The organism is Candidatus Pantoea symbiotica, from assembly GCF_056491525.1.
The window spans coordinates 3,361,520-3,384,602 of record NZ_JBSZHR010000002.1 but is presented as its reverse complement, the minus strand read 5'-3'; the positions used below and the strand labels follow the sequence as shown (position 1 = coordinate 3,384,602).

The following is a 23,083-nucleotide window of genomic DNA, read 5'->3' as shown; positions in this document are numbered from 1 at the left end:
TTATGTCTCAGACCGTTATCACCACGGCTTTTGAGCAGTGGAAAGCACGCCAGGCTGAAAGTGGCGAACCGGTTTTACTGGATGAATTTATTTTCGCAAGCGTGCCGGGATTAGACCCGAACGCGCCGATTGACCGCAGTGAAGGCATTCCCCCGGCGGCGCAGATTGTGCACCGTCAGCCCGTAAATCGTAAGGGCGTGGTAAATGACAATGCGGTGGTGCACTCCGCCGTACTGGGCGCTGACGTGGGTGATTTCACGTTTAACTGGATTGGCCTTGTGAACAAAGCCAGCGGCACGCTGGCGATGGTGGTTCACGCGCCGGAGCAGCAGAAGCTGAAAACAAAAGAAGGCCAGCAGGGCAACGTGCTGACCCGCTCTTTCCTGATGGAATACAACGGCGCGCAGCAGGAAACCGGCATCAGCACACCGGCGGAAACGTGGCAGATAGACTTCACTGCACGTCTGGCGGCAATGGATGAACGCCAGCGGCTGGAAAACACAGATATTTACGGCACCGGCGCGTTTTTTGGTGACAGCTGGCTGGTCGCCAAATCGGGCAGTCAGTACTTCGTCACCCGTGGCGCGGGTTACGTGGGCGGGCTGCGTGCGCAGCTGGACGCAAATCAGAACATCACGGTGGGCGTTAAGCCGGTAAAAGTCTGGCTGGACGTGTGCTGGACGGGAACGCTTGCCAGCGAGTGGGGCGTGCAGAGCAAAATCACGCTGGCCGCAGACCTTGCCGGTTATGAGCAGGACGGAGTGAAGCACTATGTGTTTGCGCTGGCCAGCATTGATGCCGCTGGCGTGATCACGGATTTGCGCCCGAAGGGCAGCGTGAGCGATCAGCAGGCGAACAATGATTTTGTGCGCAAAGACAAAAATCTGGCCGACTTAAGCGATAAAGCGAAATCACGCGAATCGCTGAGCGTGTACAGCAGGCAGGAAGCTGATGCAGCCGATAAGAAGTCGCTGGATGCAGCGCAGCAGGCAAATGAAAATGCTAATAACCGTGTCGCAAAAAATGGCGACATGATGACCGGCCCGTTGATTTCAACCTATGTGGATGCGCTGAGGCTGAAACAGGCTCAACGGTCATTCATTTTTCGTTTTGACGGAAGCAACTTATATCTGCTGAAAACAAGAGCGAACGATCCGGATGGTTCATGGGATGAAACGCGGCCAATTACCGTTAACGCCAGCAGTGGAGAGGTGTCACTGGGGCCAACCCGGATTAATGGCGATCTCCGCGTTGGCGACAAGGGCGCATGGATGGCGTCGGACGGCAATATCTGGGGAACCCGATGGAATGCTAACGGGCAATGGCTGTGGGATGCCATCAGTCAGAATATCGACAACGTCGTAAACCGGGCAAACGACGCATGGAACAAAGCCAATGATGCGCAGCTGAACCGCGTGCAGAGTTTCAGGCTGGCCGGATTGGGTGAAGCCGGTAACGGCAACAACGATAACGCCTATGCGGCGGCTCCGGATGGCACGGTAGTTGTGGCAGTAACTCAGAAAACAAACTGGACGGCGGTACGGTATCGCTATCCGCAGATTTTAGTGAATGGCAACTGGTACAACGTGGGGGTGGCGTAATGCAGGCGCTGAGTAAGTTTGTTCGTTATACGCCAGATATGGCAGTTGCAGAGACGTCAGATAAGGCTGCGCTTGCTGAGCAGATTTTCAGCATGACGGGAATGCCGATAATTTTTCTCCGGGATGAAAGCGGTAACGACTGGTACGAGTGCCAGAAGAAATTCAGCCCGGAGACGCTGAAAATTGCCTTTGACGACGACGGGCTGATCCGCCAGTTTTCTATGGACGTTACAACCATCATGCCCGAAGGGCTAAGCGTGCGTGAGCTGAAGGCAACTTCACTGCCACAAGGGCTTGATGTTGACGGGCGCTGGAAATTTGCGAAAGGGAAAATTACCCGCGTTGAGCTGACCCGGCAGCAGCTTAGCGCGGCTGCTGAGCAGGAAAAGTTATCCCGTCTTCAGAGCGTTTCGCTGCTGATTGACCCGCTCAGCGATGCGGTAGAGCTTGGCCGCGCAAGCGAGGCACAGAAAGCGCAGCTGCTTGCCTTGAGAAATTACCGCGTCGATCTGCTTAATGTGAACTGTGACGAGCCGTTAAGCGTTGTCTGGCCGGAAGTGCCTGAAAATGTGGCGTGAGTGCAGGCTGGCGTTTACCGATTCGATGATGGCCACAAGGTGCAGCGTTATCCCGGCGCATCCGTGGATTTATGGATTAGGTCAGCAGACTGAAAACGGCGCTTATTTAAGCCCGGTGAACGCAACGGAATACCTCGCTAAAAAGCTGGCGGGAATGGGGGGAACGGCTGACGTGGTGATCGTCATGCAGGCCAGTCAGACGCAGGACGCCTTTATGTCCGGTCTGAACCAGCTGGCCGAAGTGTTTCCGGCACCGGCGTTTGTTCAGGCAAGGCGGCTGGCGCAGTCTGCCGCAGCGCTGGCCACTGAAAAAATGCAGATACCCGCGCGAGGAGCGCAGGCGTTGCCGCCATCCGTGCCGCTGTCGGTGCCAACGAGCCGGGAAGTACTGGCGGCGGCGGCAGTAAAGCAGGCGCAGAGCGAGGCGGCGGCTGGCGTGGGAATGGATGCGCTGAAGGCACAACTGGCTGCTTTTAGTCAGCAGCGCGATGCAGTGCTTGCGCAGGTGGCCAGCGGATTAAGTGAGTTGCAGGGCAAAAGTGCGCGCGCATGGGTTTTTACCGGGAGTGGCCAGCTGCTGCTGACGCTCACAGAAATGGTAAAAAATATCCCGTTGCCTTCAGCCGTGTATACGGCGGCAATCATGCTGGTCGGGGAAAATCTTGAGGGAATAAGGAACATGATCCATGAGTACGAACCCAACGCTGGCCATTAACGGTGGAGGTATCCCGCTTAAAAATATGCGGGTAACGGTATCCATGCAGATCCAGGACAAAGACCAGTCGGGGCAGACCAGCGCAACGACGAAGGCAGAGCAGGGCGTCAAAGGAAAAGAGCTGCGCATTTCGGGTGAAATTGCTTTCAGCAACCCCGCGCTGCTTAAGCGGATTTTTGAGCTTGCTTCAGCCACAAATGCCAGTGGAGAGCGGCAGAAATACCGCATTGCGCATGAGGTTGCGCGCGCCGTAAGTTTTCGCGAAGCAACGTTTACCGGCAACGTCGACGCGCCACAGTTGGACGGGAAAATGGCGTGGCTGGTGACGTTTACCCTGACCGAGCACGCCAGCGTGCAGGAAAAGCGGGAGGCGCGCGCCAGCGGTAAAACTACGGCCACCAAACAAACCGGCAGCACCGGCGGCGGACAGGCTGCAGCGGAAAGCGAAGAAAAGCTGACGTGGTTTGAGCGCAGGGTGCTTAAGCCGGTCAATGATGCACTGGAATAACGATGAAACCTTTAACCCGTCTCTATCTCTCAACCGATGAGGTGCATCTGGCCGATGCCAGTCTGGTGCTGGAGCTTAACAGCTGTGGCCGGGGCTTTATAACTGCGCAGACTCAGACCGATTACACCGGTAAAATGGTGCGCATCGATGTGGGCTATCCGTCGCTAATTCTTCGCTGGTTTACCGGCTACGTTGAACGCTCGCAGCCAGCGGAAAGCGGCTTTCAGCGCCTGTTTGTGCGTGAGGTGTGCGGCGTATTTGATCGCAACTGGCCGTGCTCGTTTCAGCATCCCACGCTGCGCCAGATTGCCGCCTGGCTGGAAGAAAACAGCGGACTCACTTTCAGCGTGCCTGATGCTGCTTACAGCGATAAGCCGATCCCACACTTTACGCACAGCGGCACCGGCTTCCAGCTGCTGGGCAATCTGGGCAAAGCCTTCGGTATTAACGATTACGTCTGGTATCAGCTGCCGGACGGCGGCGTATACGTGGGCGGGGCGGAAAAATCGCTGTTTGCTGGCAAGCCGATAGACGTTCCGGCGGAGTTCAGCCAGGGCGCGGCGGGCGGCAATTCGATGATTGTGCCGCTTATCCAGACCGTGCGGCCCGGCGTTGAGCTGAACGGCCAGCGGGTGACCAAAGTCCAGCTGAATAACGACACCATGACAATCACCTGGACGCCGCGCAACCGCGTAACCGGGCAGGCGTTGCAGAAGACGCCCATTCAGCGACAGATTGAAAGTCAGTACCCGGAGCTGGCCAGCGGGCTGCATCTGCCTAAGTTTGCCCGTGTGGTTGCGCCCAGCGAAGCAGTCAAAAGCGGTAACTTTGCCGACCCGTTCAGGCCGCGCTACGCCGTTGATCTCCAGCTACTTGATGCAGACGGTAAGCCGGACGGCACCACGCCGGTTTATCCTGCCGTACCGCTGCCCGTGCCGATGGCGGGTAATGACTCCGGTATGTTCCAGTTTCCGCCTGAGGGCACGCTGGTTGAGGTCGGATTTAACGGTGGCCGTCCCGATAAGCCGTTTGTGCGTCAGACCGTGCCGGACGGCACCAGCCTGCCGGACGTTAAGCCGGGTGAGCAGTTGCAGCAGCAGCGCGAAGAGGTATCACAGCGCGTTACACAGGCGGGAGATTGGGAGCGAAAAACCGATCAGGTTATTCGGGAAACCTCTATGGCGCGCGAGGTGAAGGCCGACAGTGAAACGCGTGAGCTGGTCAGCCGTGAAACGACGGTGAAGGCCGCCGACAAAACTACCGTGATTGGCACTGCCACGCTGCTGGCCGGTGCAATTCAGCAGGTCACAACGGGGAGTTACACCACGGGCGTTAAGGGCGATCAGCTCATTACAGTAGGCGGTAACGCTGAATCTGACATCACAGGAAATGCCGCAATCATCGTAGGAAAGGAACTGGTTGAGAAGATTGGCCAGCTGAGGAAAAGCGTTGCAGGAACGCGTCAGGAGATTATCGCGCCGGTGGTGTGGATTGGTTCAGAGCAAATCAACGTGGCGCAGCTGATGCTGGATACCGTTGCACTGGTGCAGCAGCTGGCGACACAACTGGCCAGCCATACGCACCCGTCTACCGGGCAGCCAACCAACAGCGCCGCCATCGGACAAAGTGCCTCGCAGGCCACGGCGCTGGCGGCGAAATACTCACCCGTCATTGGTTAATCACCATCACCCAATAACCCGCTAACTCAGCGGGTTTTTTTATGCCTGCGGCCAGACCGCACAGAACGCCTTCAGAGCGCCGCACCGGCGCAACCATCCGACGTATTACCCTCACATGGATCACCCGCACAGCGTGGCTCTGGCGCAGCCACAGCCCGACAAAATAAACGCCTCACTGACAAAAACGGCGCTACACCGCACCCGCCTGCGGGTTTTGCATCCTAAAAATTTTTCAGTTTTATTTTTCTACAAACCAATGCGGCAGAGCGCGCTGCTGCTGGCTTTCTGCCGGAGTCGGCCATCTGAAAACATTGAAAAGAATTTCAGTGTTTTTCAGTTTAAAGGATCACATATGGATCTCACGTAAAATTTATTACATTGAATTATATGGAAATTATGTGTTTTTTGTGGCCTGCTGGATCTCTTGGGGATAAACGACATTTGCAAGGAATCAACGTGAAATGCTAAGTAGGGCAAGAGCTACAGAAGATTCATGTCGAAAAGAACGACTGAAAAACTTGTAAAGATATTCTTGGAGCCTTGCCCTGGATAATATATAAAAATATTATTGATGCAGATAGCTACATACTATGGTGTTAAATTTTTGCAAGCCAATCTAAAACAGCACCGCGTAGCTTTACAAGTTCTCCAATATTAGAAGTTAAACCTGAAGAAACTTGGTAGAAGCGCATACTGTCCCATCCATTAGTGGGAGTTAATGATAATTTTTTTCTTAATGCTCTGATATATGGCGCATCATAATTTTCTCTACCGTATAAACCTTTCTTAAGTATTTTTGTATAGCGTTTACCGTTTTTGATAATCGAATAAAACTCACCGTCATCTAAAATTGAAAAACCAGCATTTGAAAGATGTTGCGACAAGGCATGGTAGCTTAATTGCTGGTCATCATACTTACGCTTACGTGAGTTAGACTTGAGGAATGTCTTAATAGTTTTTATTTCGTCTTTTCGATCTTTAGAAATTTCATGTGCGGCTGTTTTTTTGGTAAATTCAAAAAGTTCAATATCAGAACATTTATCAAGCCAATAACCCGCCTTATCTAAATAACACATTGTCAATAATAAGGCTGCTCTTTTATTACCGTTATGAAAAGTATGATTGGAAATTATTGCGTGGAATAATACTGCGGCTTTATCCATAACATCAGGGTAAGCATCTTTTCCTCCAATAGTCATGAAAGGGCGCGCTATTGCCGATTCTAGAAGATCAGGGCTTTTTATGCCAGGGGGGGAGATTGGATCTTCAGAATACTGGTAATGCTCAGTTAAATACTCATGAATTTGTTGTACCTCAGAAAACTCTACCATTCAAATCTCCTTATACTTCATACATCGCAAGTGTGCGTATTAGAATCAAAAAAGAAGAAACTTAAGCTTGTGCTACGTAAAGATACTGTTCAAAAATTATTCTTACTGCTGAAATCAACTAATCTTGTTAACCCTGCGCTGCTTTAACTCAGGGAACAACACAACGAAAAAATTGCTTTGGGGGGACAAAAAAGGGACATCGATAGCAACTTAAAATTCTAAGATGAAGAGAAAATTTTTGGTAACTATCTGAAAAATATATGAAAAATTTGGTGGCCCCTGCTGGGTTTGAACCAGCGACCAAGCGATTATGAGTCGCCTGCTCTAACCACTGAGCTAAGGGGCCAGCGGAGCGGGGATTATAGAGTATCTTGTTAGGGTGATCCAGAGTTCACCATTTGGATGGTGAAAATTACAGCAATAGCTGACTCTTTGATCTCAAAAAGAAAAATCTACTATCCCACGCTCTATCGCTTATTAAGCGCCCAATCATCAGCGTTTTTTGAGACCAGGCTCATTCGAAAGTTTGTCGATACTACAAATAGCGCGTTGCAGGCTTGTTGAGCGAGATGAAGGGCAATATGGCGATGCGTGCCTCTTCATAAGTCTGCCAAAGCTGCACATCTTCCACGGATGGGATCGTCACCAGCTCGCCCGCATCAAGTCCACGCAGCGCTGCCGAGACTAAATCATCCACTTCCATCAGCATCTCTGCGGGAAGATCGTTAATGGATTTTCCTGCGCGCTCAAAGATCTCAGTGCGCGTTAAGCCTGGCAACACAGCCTGCATACGCACACCGCTTTCGGCTAATTCTCGATGAAGATTACGAGTCAGGGAAAGCACATACGCTTTGCTGGCGTTGTAGGCGCCATTGGCTGATTCACTCACTAACGCTAGCACCGAAGCAATATTCACAATCGTGCCATTGCGACGTGTACGAAATGCCAGTGCAGCACTGTGGGCCAGCTGTGTTAGCGCAATGATATTTAACGTCAGCATGGTTTGTATTTTCGCGATATCACCGTCAATGAATTCGCCTTCGACAGTCATGCCGGCATTGTTTACCAGCAGCGTAATAGCTTTGTTTTGCTGGATTTCGCGATCAACTCTTAGCAAATCATCGTGGTTGGTGAGGTCGGCAGCCAACACGTTGACTTCAACGCCATGCGCTTCACGCAGCGATTGCGCCAATAGATTGAGCCTGGCTTCATCGCGTGCCACCAGAATCAGGTTTGTGCCACGTGCTGCCAGTTGTTTCGCATAAGTCGCGCCAATTCCGCTTGATGCGCCCGTGATTAAAGCCAGTTGTTGTGACATGGTATGTTCCTCTAAATGATGGTTATCATATTTACGAGATTTAATATGACGATCATAATATTTATCGTCAAGCTAGAATATGATGGTTGTAATAATTACACTGATTGCCATCAACGATGTCGGAGTCAATGAAGATGGAAAAGCTGAGCCATAAAGCGCGTACACGACAGCGCATTTTGGATGAAGCCTCGATGGTGATGCGCGAGAACGGCACTGAAAGCATCGGCGTAGCGGCGCTGATGAAGCGCGTCGGTTTAACGCACGGCGGCTTTTATGCCCACTTCGCCTCCCGCGAAGATCTGGTGCAAGCGGTGATTGCTGAGATGTTTGCCGATTCGGCGCGACGCTTTGCGGATATCACTTCAATTAACGATCCCGCTGAACGACTGAATCAGCTGATTGATAGTTATTTATCCGAGCAGCATTGCAACACGCCGGGTGAAGGCTGTCCGCTGCCTGCGCTGGTGAGTGAGATGGCGCATTTACCCGTCGAGGCGCGTACGTTGTTTTCACAGCGGCGTGAAGCAATGCGGCAGCGTTTGGCGTTGACGCTAAATGAGCTTAATCATCCGCATGCGGATGACGCGGCGACCACTATCTTAGCTGAGATGGTTGGTGCGGTGGCAATGGCTCGCGCTTGTCCGGACGACGAGGAAGCGCGCACTATGCTGGCGAGCAGTCGTCGATCGGTAAAACAACGCGCCGGACTGGAGATGGCATGAGCGAGCACGATATCCGCGACATCATTGCGCCTGATTTACAGGTGCTGTTTTGTGGCATCAATCCGGGCAAGTCGTCGGCGCACACTGGATTTCACTTCGCGCATCCCGGCAATCGCTTCTGGAAAGTGATATATCAGGCCGGCTTTACGCGCGAGTTACTTAAGCCCGAGCAGGAGCAGCGGCTGCTGGAAACTGGCTGTGGCATCACCATGCTGGTGGAGCGTCCGACGGTGCAGGCTAACGAGTTGGACGGCGATGAATTACGCGACGGTGGTTCACGCTTGCAGCAAAAGATTTTGCACTATCAACCGCGTGCGTTGGCGGTGTTGGGCAAAGATGCCTTCCAGAAAGCATTTCGTCAGCGCAAAGTTGAGTGGGGCGAGCAGCCGCAAACGCTGGGTGAAACGCGTTTGTGGGTGCTGCCTAATCCGAGCGGGTTAAATCGTGCGACGCTGGAAGAGATGGCCGCATCCTATTGTCAACTGCATGATTGGCTGCAAAGCCATGCTTGATAGAGTGACTCTCAGGCAATAAAAAACCCCGGCAAGCCGGGGTTTTTTCGTCTCGACAACAATTAATCGTCGAGGAAGCTACGCAGTACTTCTGAGCGGCTTGGGTGACGCAGTTTACGCAGCGCCTTGGCTTCGATCTGACGAATACGCTCACGCGTTACATCAAACTGTTTGCCAACCTCTTCCAGCGTGTGGTCGGTGTTCATATCGATACCGAAACGCATACGCAACACTTTCGCTTCACGCGCGGTCAGGCCAGCCAGCACGTCGTGAGTCGCTGAGCGCAGGCTTTCCGAAGTAGCGGAATCCAGCGGCAGCTCCAGCGTGGTGTCTTCGATAAAATCGCCCAGATGCGAATCTTCATCATCACCAATCGGCGTCTCCATAGAGATTGGCTCTTTAGCGATTTTCAGCACCTTGCGGATCTTATCTTCAGGCATCAGCATACGTTCAGCCAGCTCTTCCGGCGTCGGTTCGCGACCCATTTCCTGCAGCATCTGACGCGAAATACGGTTGAGTTTGTTGATGGTCTCAATCATATGCACCGGAATACGGATGGTGCGCGCCTGGTCAGCGATAGAGCGGGTGATAGCCTGACGAATCCACCATGTGGCGTAAGTTGAGAACTTATAACCACGACGGTATTCAAACTTATCAACGGCTTTCATCAGGCCGATGTTGCCTTCCTGAATCAGATCGAGGAACTGCAGACCACGGTTGGTGTATTTCTTGGCGATAGAGATAACCAGACGTAAGTTTGCTTCAACCATCTCTTTCTTCGCACGACGCGCTTTCGCTTCGCCGATAGACATGCGACGGTTGATGTCCTTCACCTGCTCGATGGTCAAGCCGGTTTCTTCTTCGATCTGCTGCAGTTTGTACAGCGAACGATTCACATCATCTTCAACTTCCAGCAGCTTCTCAGACCACGGCTTGTTCATGGCCAGCGCGGCTTTGAACCAGCTTGGGTTGGTTTCGTTGCCGGTAAACAGCGTGATGAAGTTTTTCTTCGGCATTTTGCACAGTTCAATACACAGCTTCATGATCAGGCGCTCTTGCGTACGCACGCGCTCCATCATTTCACGCATATTGTTTACCAGGTAGTCGAACTGCTTCGGTACCAGGCGGAATTGCTTGAACACTTCAGAGAGGTTCTGGATTTCGGCTACGGCGTCAGCATGGCTGCGGCCTTTGGCTTTGATGACGGTGCGCGTGGTTTCGTACTGCGTGCGCAGGTCGCCAAACTTCTCGCGAGCCAGTTCTGGATCGATTGAGTTATCGTCATCAGAGCTGTCGTCATCGTCTTCATCTTCTTCTTCGTCGTCATCACGGTCTTCCTGCGATAACTCAGAACCGACGTTGGTGGCGGTCGGCGCGATATCTTCTTCTGCGTTCGGATCGATGAAACCGATGATCAAGTCAGACAGGCGAGCATCGCCCGCTTCTACGCGATCGTACTGATCGAGCAGATAGGTGATCGCTTCCGGATATTCGGCTACAGAGCATTGGACCTGGTTGATACCGTCTTCGATGCGCTTAGCGATGTCAATTTCGCCTTCGCGCGTCAGCAGTTCAACGGTACCCATTTCGCGCATGTACATGCGCACCGGGTCGGTGGTACGGCCAATTTCAGATTCAACACTGGATAAAACCTGAGCGGCGGCTTCTGCGGCATCTTCGTCAGTATCGGAGCTGTTTTCATTCAGTATCAGATCATCAGCATCAGGCGCTTCTTCAACAACCTGAATACCCATGTCGTTAATCATCTGGATGATGTCTTCGATCTGATCGGAGTCGACGATATCTTCCGGCAGATGGTCATTGACCTCAGCATAGGTCAAATAGCCTTGCTCCTTACCACGGGTGACAAGTAGCTTAAGCTGTGACTGCGGGTTTTGCTCCATAAGACGGTATCCACACTTCTGTTAATTAGATTGGTGTCGGTCGGCGGCGAAAGCCAACAATAACAGTGAAGGCGTTGTGTTTTTGCCGCTGCCTACATCGCGGCCAGGGCCTTTGCCCTTCTATAATCGGCACTTAAGCCGCTTGTGTTCTTTCCGGGCTTGGCTTCAAGGCCAACAGCCCTAATATGTTGATGTTTCCGGCTTCGCTTATCGCGTCTATAAATCCGGAAATCACTGCGCCAGAATGCCGTTTTTAACCTACTTGCGGTTCTGACCCAGTTAAAATCTTATTTTTTCGCTAATGCCTGGCTTAGAGCCCAGAACTCGCGGCGTTCGATGGCGCTAAGGCCTTCCGTTCGCTCACGTGCGATAAGCGCTTCAAGGCGCTGTTCGAGCGCGGAATCGTAAATGCTTGCCAGTGAATCCTGGAACACTTCTTCCGCCTCTTCATCCACTATCATGTGGTTCCAGGTGGCCAGTGTTTCAAGGGGCTGGCTAAAATTTGTTCCGCGATATAACTCTAGTAGCTGTCCGGTGGTCAGGCCAGGATTCTCTGTACAACGACTGACTAACTCCACAAATAGCGGTAAACCCGCCATTTTTGACTGCTCCAGTCCATCCAGTGTAGGCACGATGGAGGCAAATTGCGGATTCTGCACTAATAACGCGATCAATACGCGCATGGTGGTGCGTTTTAACGCTGGTGCCGTTGATTTACCCTCTTCGGAATTTTTTTTCAGCCCTAAATTTCTTAATGCCTTTTCGTACTGAGGGTCGTAGAGCATTCCTAAGCTATTGCCGAGCATCACATTCAATGAGTCGCGCAAACTACCTTCTGGCACTTGATCAATCATAGGTTGAGCAAGCGTGGACAGTTTGGCTTTGCCATCGCGCGTACTCAAATCCACTTGCGGCATCAGGCTGTCAAACAGAAACGTGGAGAGCGGTGTAGCCTGCTCCATCCGCGCTTCAAAGGCTTCTTTGCCCTCTTTGCGTACCAGCGTGTCCGGATCTTCGCCATCGGGCAAAAACATAAAGCGTAGCTGACGACCATCATTCATGTAAGGCAATGCGGTTTCGAGCGTACGCCATGCCGCTTCACGTCCGGCGCGGTCGCCGTCGTAACAGCAAATCACGGTATCCGTTGAGCGGTAAAGCAGCTGAACGTGTTCAGCAGTGGTCGAGGTACCCAGCGATGCAACGGCATAATCGATGCCAAACTGCGCCAGCGCCACCACGTCCATATAACCTTCGACAACCAGCAAACGCGTGGGTTGCGGATGATTTTTCTGCGCTTCATAAAGTCCGTATAACTGGCGGCCTTTATGGAAAATCGGCGTTTCAGGCGAGTTCAGATACTTCGGCGTATCGTTGCCCAGCACGCGGCCACCAAAACCAATCACGCGGCCACGCTTATCGCGAATAGGGAACATCACGCGATCGCGGAAGCGATCGTAGGTGCGGCCTGAGTCATTGCTGACCAACATGCCCGCTTCCATCAGTGATTCGCGATCGTCTTTCTGCTGCCCAAAGCGCTTCAGAGCATTATCCCAACCGGCAGGCGCATAGCCGATAGCGAAGTGATCGATCACTTCCTGACTAAGACCACGCGTGGCGAGATAATTCTGTGCAGATTGCGCTTGTGGATTACGCAGGCTCTGTTGATAGAAGCCGTTCAGGCCATCCAGCAACTGATAAAGACTTTGACGTTGATGGCGCTCCATCTGGCTAGGACCATTGCCCGCTTCATACGGCACTTCTAAGCCATGAAGCGTGGCCAGCTCCTCAACGCTCTCAACAAATTCCAGACGATCGTGATTCATCAGGAAGTCGATGGCGTTACCTTTGGCGCCACAGCCGAAGCAGTAATAAAACTGCTTCTCACCGCTTACGGTGAAAGAGGGGGTTTTCTCGTTATGGAAAGGACAGCACGCGTGATAGTTCTTACCCTGCTTTTTCAGCTTAACGCGGGCATCGATAATATCCACGATGTCCGTGCGGGCAAGTAAGTCGTTGATAAATATGCGTGGAATTCGTCCAGCCATAAGCCCCGATTTTTCAGCTCATAAACGACAACAAGCCGCGCTTCCTTTCGGAAAGCACGGCCTTTTACTTGACTCTGTCTGCGTTTATCACGCGGCGGAAGCAAGCTTCCGCAAGAAATTAGTACAGACGAGTGCGGCGTGCGTTTTCGCGAGCCAGTTTCTTGGCATGACGCTTAACTGCAGATGCTTTAGCGCGCTTACGCTCAGTGGTAGGCTTCTCGTAGAACTCACGGCTACGAACTTCTGCCAAAACACCTGCTTTCTCGCATGAACGCTTGAAGCGACGCAGTGCTACGTCGAACGGCTCGTTTTCACGTACTTTAATTACCGGCATGTAACTCTTACCTCGATAAAATTCGGTTTTTGCTGCTGACTGCGGCGCCAGCACATTTCAAAATGGTGCAGCATTTTACTCCAGCCGCGGCCGACTTGTAAAGCACCATGTATAATTTAGAACCAACAGGGGCATATGCCATCGCGGCTGCCGGTTTTTTCAGGCCGTGGAGTATAGCGCACTCTTTGTGCGACAGAAAAACACTTTTTCAGGGGCAAAGTCTCTGGCGTGAGAATTGCCTGTGTTACAATGCGCGCCGCACGAAGAGGGTGATAAAAGCTATGCGAGTTCTGGGTATTGAAACGTCCTGCGATGAAACCGGCATCGCGATTTATGACGATGCGTCCGGTCTGCTGGCAAATCAACTATATAGCCAGGTGAAACTGCATGCCGATTACGGCGGAGTGGTGCCGGAACTGGCATCGCGTGACCACGTCCGTAAAACTGTGCCGCTGATTCAGGCGGCACTGAAAGAAGCAGGCCTTGAACCACAACAGATTGATGGCGTTGCCTACACTGCCGGACCCGGATTGGTGGGCGCGCTGCTGGTTGGCGCCACCATTGGTCGTGCGCTGGCGTTCGCCTGGAATGTGCCGGCGGTGCCGGTGCATCACATGGAAGGGCATCTTCTGGCGCCAATGTTGGAAGAGAATCCGCCGGAATTCCCGTTTGTTGCGCTGCTGGTTTCCGGCGGACATACACAATTGATCAGCGTGACCGGAATTGGTGAATACACCTTACTGGGCGAATCGATTGACGATGCGGCAGGCGAAGCGTTTGATAAAACTGCCAAGCTGCTGGGGCTGGATTATCCGGGCGGACCGATGCTGTCGCGTATGGCGCAGCAGGGCACACCAAACCGTTTCCGCTTCCCACGGCCAATGACCGATCGTCCGGGGCTGGATTTTAGCTTCTCCGGCCTGAAAACCTTTGCAGCGAACACCATTCGCGAGCATCAGGGCGACGAGCAAGCGCGCGCGGATATCGCTCGCGCGTTTGAAGATGCGGTGGTTGATACCTTAATGATTAAGTGCAAGCGTGCGCTCGAGCAGACCAGCTTCAAACGTTTGGTGATTGCGGGTGGCGTCAGCGCGAACCGCACGCTGCGTGAGCGCATGGCTGAGATGATGCAAAAGCGTGGCGGCGAAGTGTTTTATGCACGCCCTGAGTTTTGCACTGATAACGGCGCGATGATTGCTTACGCTGGCATGGTGCGCCTCAAAGGCGGCACCAGTGGTGGACTCGGCGTCAGTGTGCGACCGCGCTGGCCGCTGTCTGAATTACCCGCCATCTAAAATAAAAAAACCGGCCTCGCGCCGGTTTTTTTATTTCTTCTTCTTCCGCTTCCAGATCTTATTTTCCTGGCCGCGCCATAGGCGCTGGATGTTGTCGTGGTGCCGCAACAGAATCAGGCACGAAAGCATCGAAACGGGGAAAGTGAATTGCGGTTTGAACCACCACACGTAAAACGGTGCGATCAGTGCGCTGACAATCGCACCAAGCGATGAATAGCCGCTCAGCAGTACCGTCAGCAGCCAGGTGCCGGTCATTAATCCCGTCAAATCCCAGCCAATCGGCGCAATCGCACCAAAGGCGGTCGCCACGCCTTTACCGCCGCGAAAACGAAAGAACACCGGATAGATGTGGCCCAGACAGGCGGCAATCGCCGTGAGGCCAAGATAGAGCGGGGCAACGTGCAGCAGATAAGCGATCCACACCGGCAGCATGCCTTTTGCCACATCGAAGATCAGCACTGCGGCAGCGGCGGCTTTGCCACCAATGCGTAAAACGTTGGTCGCGCCAGGATTGCCTGAGCCTTGCGAACGCGGATCGGGTAAACCAGCCAGTTTACAGACCAGTATCGCACTGGAAATCGAGCCGCAAAGATACGCGAAAATAATCATACCAAGCGCGATAGCACTCATAGCGTCGTACCGTTCCTTTTGGGTCGTTTTGTTCTCGATAAGCGTGGATAATACGCATAATCCGCCGGAAGTGGTATCCGGCTTAGCCAAAAACAGAGACTGACATCATGGATATCGTATTTATCGAGCAGCTTACCGTGTTCACGACTATTGGCGTTTACGACTGGGAACAGGGCATGCAGCAGAAGCTGGTGCTCGATGTCGAAATGGCGTGGGACAACCGTCAGGCCGCGGCCAGCGACGATGTGAATGATTGCCTGAGCTACGCCGATGTCACCGAAGTGATCCTCAATCATCTGCAAGGTCAGCGTTTTGCCCTGGTTGAAAGGGTGGCAGAAGAAATCGCCGATCTGTTGATGAATCGTTTCAAAACCCCCGGAGTACGTATAAAGGTAGGCAAACCGGGCGCTGTAGCCCAGGCGGCCAGCGTTGGCGTGCGTATTGAGCGCGGGACTATTCCGAAATAAAACTTCCGTGATTGCCATCACAATGAAACCAAACCAAATTATGGTGTGTCTCACTTGAGGCCGTTGCGCTAACGAGCAGGAAGTTACCGAATTTCTTAAGGTTTCCTTCAGCGTGACGCAGGCATAATTTCAGGCGGTAGCCCTTTGCGACCGCCTTTTTACTGTTTAAAACGGATAGAGGAAATATTTTGATGGCAGACATTCACCAGCTTTGGGTAGCTGCAATCCTGGGGGTTGTAGAAGGCCTCACGGAATTCCTGCCGGTCTCTTCCACGGGCCACATGATAATTGTTGGTCATCTGTTGGGTTTTGAAGGCCAGACCGCTGAAACCTTCGAAGTTGTAATTCAACTCGGTTCCATCCTCGCTGTGGTCGTGATGTTCTGGCGCCGCCTGTTTGGTTTGATCGGCATTCACTTCGGTGAGGTCAAACATGAAGGTGTCGGTACAGGTCGTCTGACGCTGATTCATATTTTGTTGGGTATGGTGCCGGCGGTGGTGATTGGTTTGCTGCTGCATGACCAAATCAAAACGCTGTTTAACCCGATCAACGTGATGTATGCGCTGGTGGTTGGTGGTGTGCTGCTGCTGGTGGCGGAATACTTCAAGCCTAAGCAACCTAAAGCAGTGGGCGTTGACGATATCACTTACCTGCAAGCGTTTATGATTGGCTGCTTCCAGTGTCTGGCGCTGTGGCCGGGCTTCTCGCGCTCAGGTGCGACGATTTCTGGCGGTATGCTGATGGGCGTGAGCCGTTATGCGGCGTCGGAGTTCTCGTTCATTCTGGCGGTGCCGATGATGATTGGTGCAACCGGACTGGATCTCTACAAGAGCCTCAGCTTCCTGACAATGCAGGATTTCCCGATGTTTGCCGTCGGTTTTGTCACCGCCTTCGTTGTGGCGCTGCTGGCAATCAAAGTGTTCCTTGAGCTGATCAAGCGTATTTCGTTTGTCTCTTTCGCTATCTACCGCTTCATTGTGGCGGCCGTGGTTTACGCCATCTTTATGTAAATTGCCACGCGCGGCCGGTTACACTGGCCGCGCGTTAATCAATTCCGCCTGCAGCACCGCAACACGCCGACGCGTCAACTCTTCCCGCACTTCTGCCCCTTTAAAACCTGCTGCAACCACATCTTTGGTGGGTACCGCTTGCGCCAGCGTAAACGCCAGACGCAAATAGTCGCCTTGCGGATAAGCCATGCTTTCCAGGCCAGCACGCCCGCGCGCATCCGCTTCGCTGGTCAGCGCCATTTTCTCCACGCGATCGGGCTTACGCCAGGCATCGATGCGATCAAACAGCGCGATTAATGCGTCAGCCGGCTGGCGTTCAATGGTGTGCACCACGTCATGGAATTCGGTCACCACTAACGCCAAATCACGTACCTGATTCGGCACGCGCAGGCGCTGGCACAGCGCTTCAACAATCGGCACGCCCGCGAGGCCATGACCATGATGGCTCGGCCATTTTTCCGGTGGCGTCAGTGCCTTACCGACATCGTGGAACAACGTAGCGAAACGCACATCAAGTTGATCCGAGAGCGCGGCGGACATCGCCAGCGTCATCAGCGCATGGATGCCGGTATCAATTTCAGGATGCCATTTGATCGGTGCCGGAATGCCATACAGGTTATCGATTTCCGGGAACAGCACCTGCAGCGCGCCGCAATCACGTAGCACCTGGAAATAGACCTGTGGATTGCGCGTCAGCAACGCTTTTTCCGTCTCTTTCCACACGCGTTCTGCGGTGAGATGTGCCAGTTCGCCGCTGACCGCCATTTCGCGCATCAGCGCCTGGGTTTCATCGGCAATACGGAAATTAAGATGGGCAAAGCGGGCGGCGAAACGCGCCACGCGTAATACACGCAGCGGATCTTCGTTAAAGGCGGCGGATACATGGCGCAGCTGGCGTTGTGCCAAATCGCGCTGACCGCCATAAGGATCAATCAGCTCACCACTGTCGCTTTGGGCGATGGCATTGATGGTGAGATCGCGGCGCTGCAGATCTTGCTCGAGCGTGACATCCGGCGCGAACTGCGTCACAAAACCGGTGTAACCGTTGCCGCTTTTGCGTTCCGTACGCGCCAGCGCATACTCTTCACGGCTGCGCGGATGCAAAAAAACCGGAAAATCCCGGCCAACCTGCTGATAACCTTCCGCCAGCATCGAATCTGGCGTCGCGCCAACAACCACCCAATCTCTATCTTTTACCGGCAAACGCAGTAAGGCATCGCGCACTGCGCCACCGACCAGAAACGTCTTCACTCAACCACTCCAGAGGCAAATCAGAAATTGCGTGCTGAACACGCTTGTTACTTTATTGTTGCATACTTTGGCTAAATATCGGGCACGCCAAAAAGGGCATCTTACGATCCCCTTAAATAAAAGAACAAATCTGCGTGGCGCGTTAGTTCATCCAGCGATCGTTTTTCTTGCGACGCGGCACCATATGCGGCAGCAACAGACCCAACAGCAAACCAACGCCCAGCACGCCGCCACCATACATAAACCACTGCATGATGATGGTGCGCTGCTTGTCATCCAGCTGTACGTTGGCGGCACTCACTTTCTTCTGCGCGACAATCAGCTCATTTTTCAGCTTCTGATTCTCGGCTTTCAGGCCATCAATGGTGCCGTCGCTGTTGGCGACTTTGTTTTGCATCTCGGACGTGCGCTGATTCCAGCTGTTATCGATATTCGCTAGCTTGGCCGTCAGGTCTTTAACCTGCTGCTCCAGCTGCGGCACGCGGGTTCGCAGGCTCGGATTGGCGCTCAGCTGCGACAGTGGAATCCAGTTGGTTTTGCCTTCTGCATCACGAATCTGACCATATTGAGAATCGTTATTGGTCTGCAGCAAGGTGACTTCCTCTCCGGCGTTCAGCTTACCGATCAGGCGATATTGATCGCCCGGACCGCTGCGCACCCAAGTGGACAATTCATCGGAGATGTAACGCTTTTCGTCAGCAGCATGAGCAGGCGTGATGGCGCTGAAAGCCAGCAAAGAAAGGGCAGCAAGTGTGATTTTTTTCATTCGATGTCGTTTTTTCTTAATGGCGTAAAATTACCGGCACAGTCTGGAGACGCTTCTCAAAAATCTGAATGAGAACTATCCTGGTCTCAATCCGGTGCGAAAAGGGTCGTAAAAGCACAAGAAAGCGGAGACAGCGGGCTTCCGGTGCATTACTCTTCGCCAGATTAAACTCGTAAGTGCCAGCAGCGTATTGAATAAAAAATTATGACCATCGAAATCGAATTAAAGTTCATTGCTACACCGCAAGCCGCCGAAAAACTGGCTGAAAAGCTTGCCGCGTGGCCACATCAGCACTTCGCCGCGCGCGAGCTGACCAACATCTATTATGAAACCGATGATAATCAACTGCGTCGTTGGGACATGGGCCTGCGCATTCGTGGCGTTGACCAACGCTATGAAATGACACTGAAAGCAGCCGGAAAAACCGTCGGCGGTTTGCATCAGCGTCCTGAATATAATGTTGATCTCACCGAGCCGCAGCTGGATATCGCGCGCCTGCCAACCGAGATCTGGCCGCAGGACACCGATATCGCCGCACTGCAATCGCGCCTGCAGCCGTTGTTCAGCACCCATTTCCAGCGCGAAGCCTGGCTGGTGCAATTTGGCGACAGTGAAATTGAAGTGGCATTTGACCGCGGCGAAGTCGCTGCCGGTGATTTCAGCGAACCGCTTTATGAAGTTGAGCTTGAGCTCAAAAGTGGACAGCGCGATGACATGCTGAAATTTGCTGAAGCGCTGGTTGCGATGGGCGGCTTGCGGCTTGGCAGCCTGAGCAAAGCTGCGCGTGGCTACCAGCTGGCGCAGGGTAATTTACCGCGTCCAATCCGTACGTTGCCGTTGCAGAAAATCGCCGCGAAAGCGTCGGTTGAGCAGGGCATGATTAACGCGATGACGGCGGCACTGAATCATTGGCAATACCATGAAGAAGTGTGGCTGCGTGGTAATAAAGAGGCCAAAGCGGCGGTGATTGATGCGCTGGAAACGCTACGTCAGGCGTTCTCACTGTTTGGCGCGTTGGTGCCTCGCAAGGCCAGCAGCGATCTGCGCCAGAAGTTAACCCGTCAGGAAGAGTTGCTGGCCGATGAAGAGAATAATGCAGAAACCACGTGTTTCTCGTTGACCTCCGTTGAAGCCCAGTTAGCGCTTACTCACTGGCTGGTGGAGTCGCAGTGGCAAAACTGGCTCGACGACAAGAGCAAAAGCAAGCTGCAGGGATCGTTTAAGCGCTTCAGCGATATTATGCTGAGCCGCATCTCAGCCGATCTTCGTGAAACCTTCGTGGACGTGCAACTGTTCAATGAGTTTCAGGATAAAGCGACGCGCCTGAATCGCCAGCTGCTGGCGGTAAATCTGCTGGCGGGCGCTTATCCGGCGGAAGAGGTGAATGTTTGGCTGGAAGGCTGGCTGGAGTTACAGCACGCCATTCGCGTCAAACAGAATCACGGCTTAATGCAATTGGTGAATCTGGCGATTAAACCGACGCCGTTCTGGCTCAATAGCGGAATCAAACGCTAACGAAAAATCCAATCAGGGAGAGAAGATGTTGTTACCGTTACCGGCGCTAATGCAGGCGCAGTTGGCTAATGTGGCAGAGCGACTTAATTTGCCACCCTCAGCGTTTACGCCAGAACAGGCGGGCGCGCTGACTTTTAGTGACTTTATCCTCGATAACCTGCAGCAGCATCCCGAATGGTGGCAGCATCTGCAACAGCAAGCGCCTGCGCCAGATGAGTGGCAGCACTATGCCAGCTGGCTGAAGGACGCGCTGCGAGCCGTTGATAACGAAGTCTCCCTGATGCGCGAACTGCGTTTGTTCCGTCGTCACATGCTGGTGCGCATCGCCTGGATGCAGGCGATGCAACACGCCACTACCGAACAAAGTTTGCAGCAACTCAGTACGCTGGCGGAAATTCTCATCGCTGCCGCGCGCGACTGGGTTTGGCAGGATTGCAGCCGTGATTTCGGTACGCCATGCAATGAAGCCGGTGAAGCTCAGCCGATGTTGATTCTTGGTATGGGTAAACTCGGCGGCTGTGAACTCAATTTCTCTTCTGATATCGATTTGATTTTTGCCTGGCCGGAAAACGGCGTTACGCAAGGTGGACGGCGCGAGCTCGACAATGCGCAATTCTTCACGCGTATGGGGCAGCGGCTGATCAAAGTGCTCGATCAGCCTACGGTGGATGGGTTTGTCTATCGCGTGGATATGCGTCTGCGCCCGTTCGGTGATAGCGGTCCGCTGGTGCTGAGCTTTGCGGCACTGGAAGATTATTATCAGGAGCAGGGCCGCGACTGGGAACGCTATGCGATGGTCAAAGCCCGCCTGATGGGCGACGATCACGGACACTGGAGCCAGGAATTGCAGCAAATGCTGCGCCCGTTCGTCTATCGACGCTATATCGACTTCAGCGTGATTCAATCGCTGCGAAACATGAAGGGCATGATCGCGCGCGAAGTGCGCCGACGCGGCTTGAAAGACAACATTAAGCTCGGCGCTGGCGGCATTCGTGAAACAGAATTCATTGTGCAGGTCTTCCAGCTAATTCGCGGTGGACGTGAGCGCTCACTACAACTGCGTTCCTTGCTCCCTACGCTTGAAGCCATTGGCGAGCTGGCTCTGTTAAGTCAAAAACAGATCGAGCATCTGCGTGAAGCCTATCTGTTCCTGCGTCGGCTGGAAAACCTGCTGCAAAGTATTAATGACGAGCAAACGCAAACGCTGCCAGAGAATGAACTCGACCGCCAGCGCTTAGCCTGGGCGATGGGCGCTGCAGACTGGAGCGCACTGATGGCGCAGCTGGAGCTGCAAATGGCCGGTGTGCGCGCCATCTTTGATGAGCTGATTGGCGACGATGCGCCGGATGTCGACGACCAGCCGCAGTTGGCTGAATTTGCTGGTTTGTGGCAGGACGCACTGGAAGAGAGCGATCTCGTCCCGGTTGTGCCGCAGCTGGACGATGCGCAGCGTCATGCGCTTTACAACGCGTTGAACAACTTCCGTCAGGATGTAAGCCGCCGCACCATTGGTCCGCGCGGTCGTCTGGCGCTTGATCAGTTGATGCCGCGTCTGCTCAGTGAAGTCTGCCCGCGCGAAGATGCGGATGTGCTGCTGAACCGCCTGACACCGCTGTTACTGGGCGTGCTGACGCGCAGCACTTATCTGGAATTACTCACCGAATATCATGGCGCGCTGCGTCATCTGATTCGTCTGTGTGCCGCATCACCGATGGTTGCCAGCCAGCTGGCGCGCTATCCGCTGCTGCTGGATGAGCTACTCGATCCCGCAACGCTTTATCAACCTACCGCGACCGACGCTTATCGTGACGAACTGCGCCAGTATTTGCTGCGTATTCCTACCGATGACGAAGAGCAGCAGCTGGAAGCACTACGCCAGTTTAAACAGGCGCAGCATCTGCGCATCGCCGCTGCCGATATTGCTGAAACGCTGCCCGTGATGAAAGTGAGCGATCACTTAACCTGGCTGGCAGAAGCGATTATCGAATCCGTGGTGCAGCAAGCCTGGCAGATGATGGTGCAGCGCTATGGTCGCCCATCGCATCTCACCAGCGACAACGAGCGCGGTTTTGCGGTTGTCGGTTACGGCAAGCTCGGTGGTTGGGAGCTGGGTTATAGCTCTGATCTTGATTTGGTGTTCCTGCATGATTGTCCGGATGATGCGGAAACCGATGGTGAGCGGGTCATTGATGGTCGTCAGTTCTATCTGCGCCTGGCGCAGCGTGTGATGCATCTGTTTAGTACGCGCACGTCGTCCGGCATTTTGTATGAAGTGGATGCGCGTCTGCGTCCTTCTGGCGCGGCGGGCATGCTGGTCAGTACCTTTGCTGCATTTAACGAATACCAGCGCAGCGAGGCGTGGACCTGGGAACATCAGGCGCTGGTGCGTGCGCGCATTGTGTTTGGCGAACCTGCACTATGTGAACGCTTTGATGAGATTCGACGTGGCATTCTTTGCCTGCCGCGTGAATTCGAGACCTTGCAAAAAGAAGTGCGTGAAATGCGTGAAAAAATGCGTGCGCATCTCAGCAATAAACACAAAGGTCGCTGGGAAATTAAGACCGATGAGGGCGGTATCACCGATATTGAATTCATCGCGCAATATCTTGTCTTAGGCTACGCGGCCCATCAGCCAGCGTTGACGCGCTGGTCGGATAACGTCCGCATTTTCGAGTTAATGGCGCGTCACGGCATTATGCCGGATGAAGAGGCGCAGGCTTTAACGCATGCTTACGTCACGTTACGTGATGCGCTGCACCATCTGGCGCTGCAGGAATTGCCGGGCCATGTGGCAGCTGAAGCCTTTGTCGCTGAGCGCGCGGTGGTCAACAACAGTTGGCAGCGTTGGTTAAGCGGCACCGAATCTGACAGCGCGGAACAGTGAGCCTGATGGCTTATGTGG

At 53.4% G+C, this 23,083-nt stretch carries 21 protein-coding genes and 1 tRNA gene; 13 read left to right on the top strand and 9 right to left on the bottom strand.

All coding sequences use genetic code 11. From position 1 onward, the window contains the following. The first annotated feature begins 2 nt into the window (after positions 1–2). The 6 genes from ACXIZX_RS16160 (at position 3) to ACXIZX_RS16135 (ending at position 5,448) form a co-directional block, all read left to right on the top strand. Positions 3–1,601: a phage tail protein gene (locus tag ACXIZX_RS16160; RefSeq protein WP_479404531.1), complete on the top strand. Its 1,599-nt coding sequence runs from the start codon at positions 3–5 to the stop codon at positions 1,599–1,601. Continuing rightward, positions 1,601–2,179, top strand: coding sequence for a tail fiber assembly protein (locus ACXIZX_RS16155; protein WP_479404530.1), 579 nt, complete (start codon positions 1,601–1,603; stop codon positions 2,177–2,179). The genes ACXIZX_RS16160 and ACXIZX_RS16155 overlap by 1 nt, the downstream gene beginning before the upstream one ends. Further along, positions 2,169–2,894: a hypothetical protein gene (locus ACXIZX_RS16150; RefSeq protein WP_479404529.1), complete on the top strand. Its 726-nt coding sequence runs from the start codon at positions 2,169–2,171 to the stop codon at positions 2,892–2,894. Before ACXIZX_RS16155 ends, ACXIZX_RS16150 begins: the two co-directional genes overlap by 11 nt. Continuing rightward, positions 2,866–3,402, top strand: a complete 537-nt coding sequence (locus ACXIZX_RS16145; RefSeq protein ID WP_479404528.1) for a baseplate complex protein — start codon at positions 2,866–2,868, stop codon at positions 3,400–3,402. The genes ACXIZX_RS16150 and ACXIZX_RS16145 overlap by 29 nt, the downstream gene beginning before the upstream one ends. Positions 3,403–3,404: 2 nt before the next feature. Beyond that, the gene (locus ACXIZX_RS16140) at positions 3,405–5,081 is read left to right on the top strand and encodes a hypothetical protein (protein ID WP_479404527.1); all 1,677 of its coding nucleotides are present in this window, start codon (positions 3,405–3,407) and stop codon (positions 5,079–5,081) included. Between the two features lie 133 nt (positions 5,082–5,214). Continuing rightward, positions 5,215–5,448: a hypothetical protein gene (locus tag ACXIZX_RS16135; protein ID WP_479404526.1), complete on the top strand. Its 234-nt coding sequence runs from the start codon at positions 5,215–5,217 to the stop codon at positions 5,446–5,448. A gap of 229 nt (positions 5,449–5,677) precedes the next feature. Here ACXIZX_RS16135 and ACXIZX_RS16130 read toward each other — a convergent pair whose 3' ends face one another. From ACXIZX_RS16130 to ACXIZX_RS16120, 3 genes are all read right to left on the bottom strand, one after another. Next, positions 5,678–6,412: a type II toxin-antitoxin system death-on-curing family toxin gene (locus ACXIZX_RS16130; protein WP_479404525.1), complete on the bottom strand. Its 735-nt coding sequence runs from the start codon at positions 6,410–6,412 to the stop codon at positions 5,678–5,680. Between the two features lie 270 nt (positions 6,413–6,682). After that, a tRNA-Ile gene (locus ACXIZX_RS16125) sits at positions 6,683–6,758 on the bottom strand. A 189-nt stretch (positions 6,759–6,947) separates the two neighbouring features. Next, on the bottom strand, positions 6,948–7,730 hold the full coding sequence (locus ACXIZX_RS16120; RefSeq protein ID WP_179452113.1) for an SDR family NAD(P)-dependent oxidoreductase: 783 nt from the start codon (positions 7,728–7,730) through the stop codon (positions 6,948–6,950). A 134-nt stretch (positions 7,731–7,864) separates the two neighbouring features. Here ACXIZX_RS16120 and ACXIZX_RS16115 point away from each other — a divergent pair, with 134 nt between their 5' ends. Both ACXIZX_RS16115 and mug read left to right on the top strand, forming a co-directional pair. Beyond that, positions 7,865–8,452: a TetR/AcrR family transcriptional regulator gene (locus ACXIZX_RS16115; protein ID WP_179452114.1), complete on the top strand. Its 588-nt coding sequence runs from the start codon at positions 7,865–7,867 to the stop codon at positions 8,450–8,452. After that, entirely contained in the window at positions 8,449–8,964 is a 516-nt protein-coding gene (gene mug / locus ACXIZX_RS16110; protein WP_479404524.1) for a G/U mismatch-specific DNA glycosylase, read from the top strand. The genes ACXIZX_RS16115 and mug overlap by 4 nt, the downstream gene beginning before the upstream one ends. A gap of 62 nt (positions 8,965–9,026) precedes the next feature. On the opposite strand, the gene rpoD is transcribed toward mug, so the two are convergent. From rpoD to rpsU, 3 genes are all read right to left on the bottom strand, one after another. Continuing rightward, on the bottom strand, positions 9,027–10,868 hold the full coding sequence (rpoD, locus tag ACXIZX_RS16105) for an RNA polymerase sigma factor RpoD (protein ID WP_008103440.1): 1,842 nt from the start codon (positions 10,866–10,868) through the stop codon (positions 9,027–9,029). Positions 10,869–11,155: 287 nt separating this feature from the next. Beyond that, a complete protein-coding gene (gene dnaG / locus ACXIZX_RS16100) occupies positions 11,156–12,913 on the bottom strand; it encodes a DNA primase (protein WP_479404523.1) in 1,758 nt (585 codons plus the stop codon). A 118-nt stretch (positions 12,914–13,031) separates the two neighbouring features. Further along, positions 13,032–13,247 (bottom strand): 30S ribosomal protein S21, encoded by a 216-nt coding sequence (gene rpsU, locus ACXIZX_RS16095; protein WP_008103436.1) that lies wholly within the window; start codon positions 13,245–13,247, stop codon positions 13,032–13,034. Positions 13,248–13,528: 281 nt separating this feature from the next. Here rpsU and tsaD point away from each other — a divergent pair, with 281 nt between their 5' ends. Further along, on the top strand, positions 13,529–14,542 hold the full coding sequence (gene tsaD, locus ACXIZX_RS16090; protein ID WP_179452117.1) for a tRNA (adenosine(37)-N6)-threonylcarbamoyltransferase complex transferase subunit TsaD: 1,014 nt from the start codon (positions 13,529–13,531) through the stop codon (positions 14,540–14,542). Between the two features lie 30 nt (positions 14,543–14,572). On the opposite strand, the gene plsY is transcribed toward tsaD, so the two are convergent. Beyond that, a complete protein-coding gene (gene plsY / locus ACXIZX_RS16085; protein ID WP_061720459.1) occupies positions 14,573–15,172 on the bottom strand; it encodes a glycerol-3-phosphate 1-O-acyltransferase PlsY in 600 nt (199 codons plus the stop codon). A 107-nt stretch (positions 15,173–15,279) separates the two neighbouring features. Here plsY and folB point away from each other — a divergent pair, with 107 nt between their 5' ends. Next, a complete protein-coding gene (folB, locus tag ACXIZX_RS16080; RefSeq protein WP_008103431.1) occupies positions 15,280–15,639 on the top strand; it encodes a bifunctional dihydroneopterin aldolase/7,8-dihydroneopterin epimerase in 360 nt (119 codons plus the stop codon). Positions 15,640–15,830: 191 nt separating this feature from the next. Further along, positions 15,831–16,649, top strand: coding sequence for an undecaprenyl-diphosphate phosphatase (gene bacA, locus ACXIZX_RS16075; protein ID WP_061720460.1), 819 nt, complete (start codon positions 15,831–15,833; stop codon positions 16,647–16,649). Positions 16,650–16,667: 18 nt separating this feature from the next. Here the strand turns inward: bacA and ACXIZX_RS16070 are convergent, their stop codons facing one another. Together ACXIZX_RS16070 and ACXIZX_RS16065 are read right to left on the bottom strand one after the other, a co-directional pair. Further along, the gene (locus ACXIZX_RS16070; RefSeq protein WP_479404522.1) at positions 16,668–17,900 is read right to left on the bottom strand and encodes a multifunctional CCA addition/repair protein; all 1,233 of its coding nucleotides are present in this window, start codon (positions 17,898–17,900) and stop codon (positions 16,668–16,670) included. Positions 17,901–18,042: 142 nt separating this feature from the next. Further along, positions 18,043–18,666 carry a TIGR04211 family SH3 domain-containing protein gene (locus ACXIZX_RS16065; protein ID WP_008103426.1) on the bottom strand — a complete coding sequence of 208 codons (624 nt, stop codon included), beginning with the start codon at positions 18,664–18,666 and terminating at the stop codon, positions 18,043–18,045. A 204-nt stretch (positions 18,667–18,870) separates the two neighbouring features. Here ACXIZX_RS16065 and ACXIZX_RS16060 point away from each other — a divergent pair, with 204 nt between their 5' ends. Both ACXIZX_RS16060 and glnE read left to right on the top strand, forming a co-directional pair. Next, positions 18,871–20,181 (top strand): CYTH domain-containing protein, encoded by a 1,311-nt coding sequence (locus ACXIZX_RS16060; protein ID WP_479404521.1) that lies wholly within the window; start codon positions 18,871–18,873, stop codon positions 20,179–20,181. A gap of 25 nt (positions 20,182–20,206) precedes the next feature. Continuing rightward, complete coding sequence (gene glnE, locus ACXIZX_RS16055; protein WP_479404520.1) at positions 20,207–23,065, top strand: bifunctional [glutamate--ammonia ligase]-adenylyl-L-tyrosine phosphorylase/[glutamate--ammonia-ligase] adenylyltransferase; 2,859 nt, start codon at positions 20,207–20,209, stop codon at positions 23,063–23,065. Positions 23,066–23,083 lie beyond the last annotated feature (18 nt).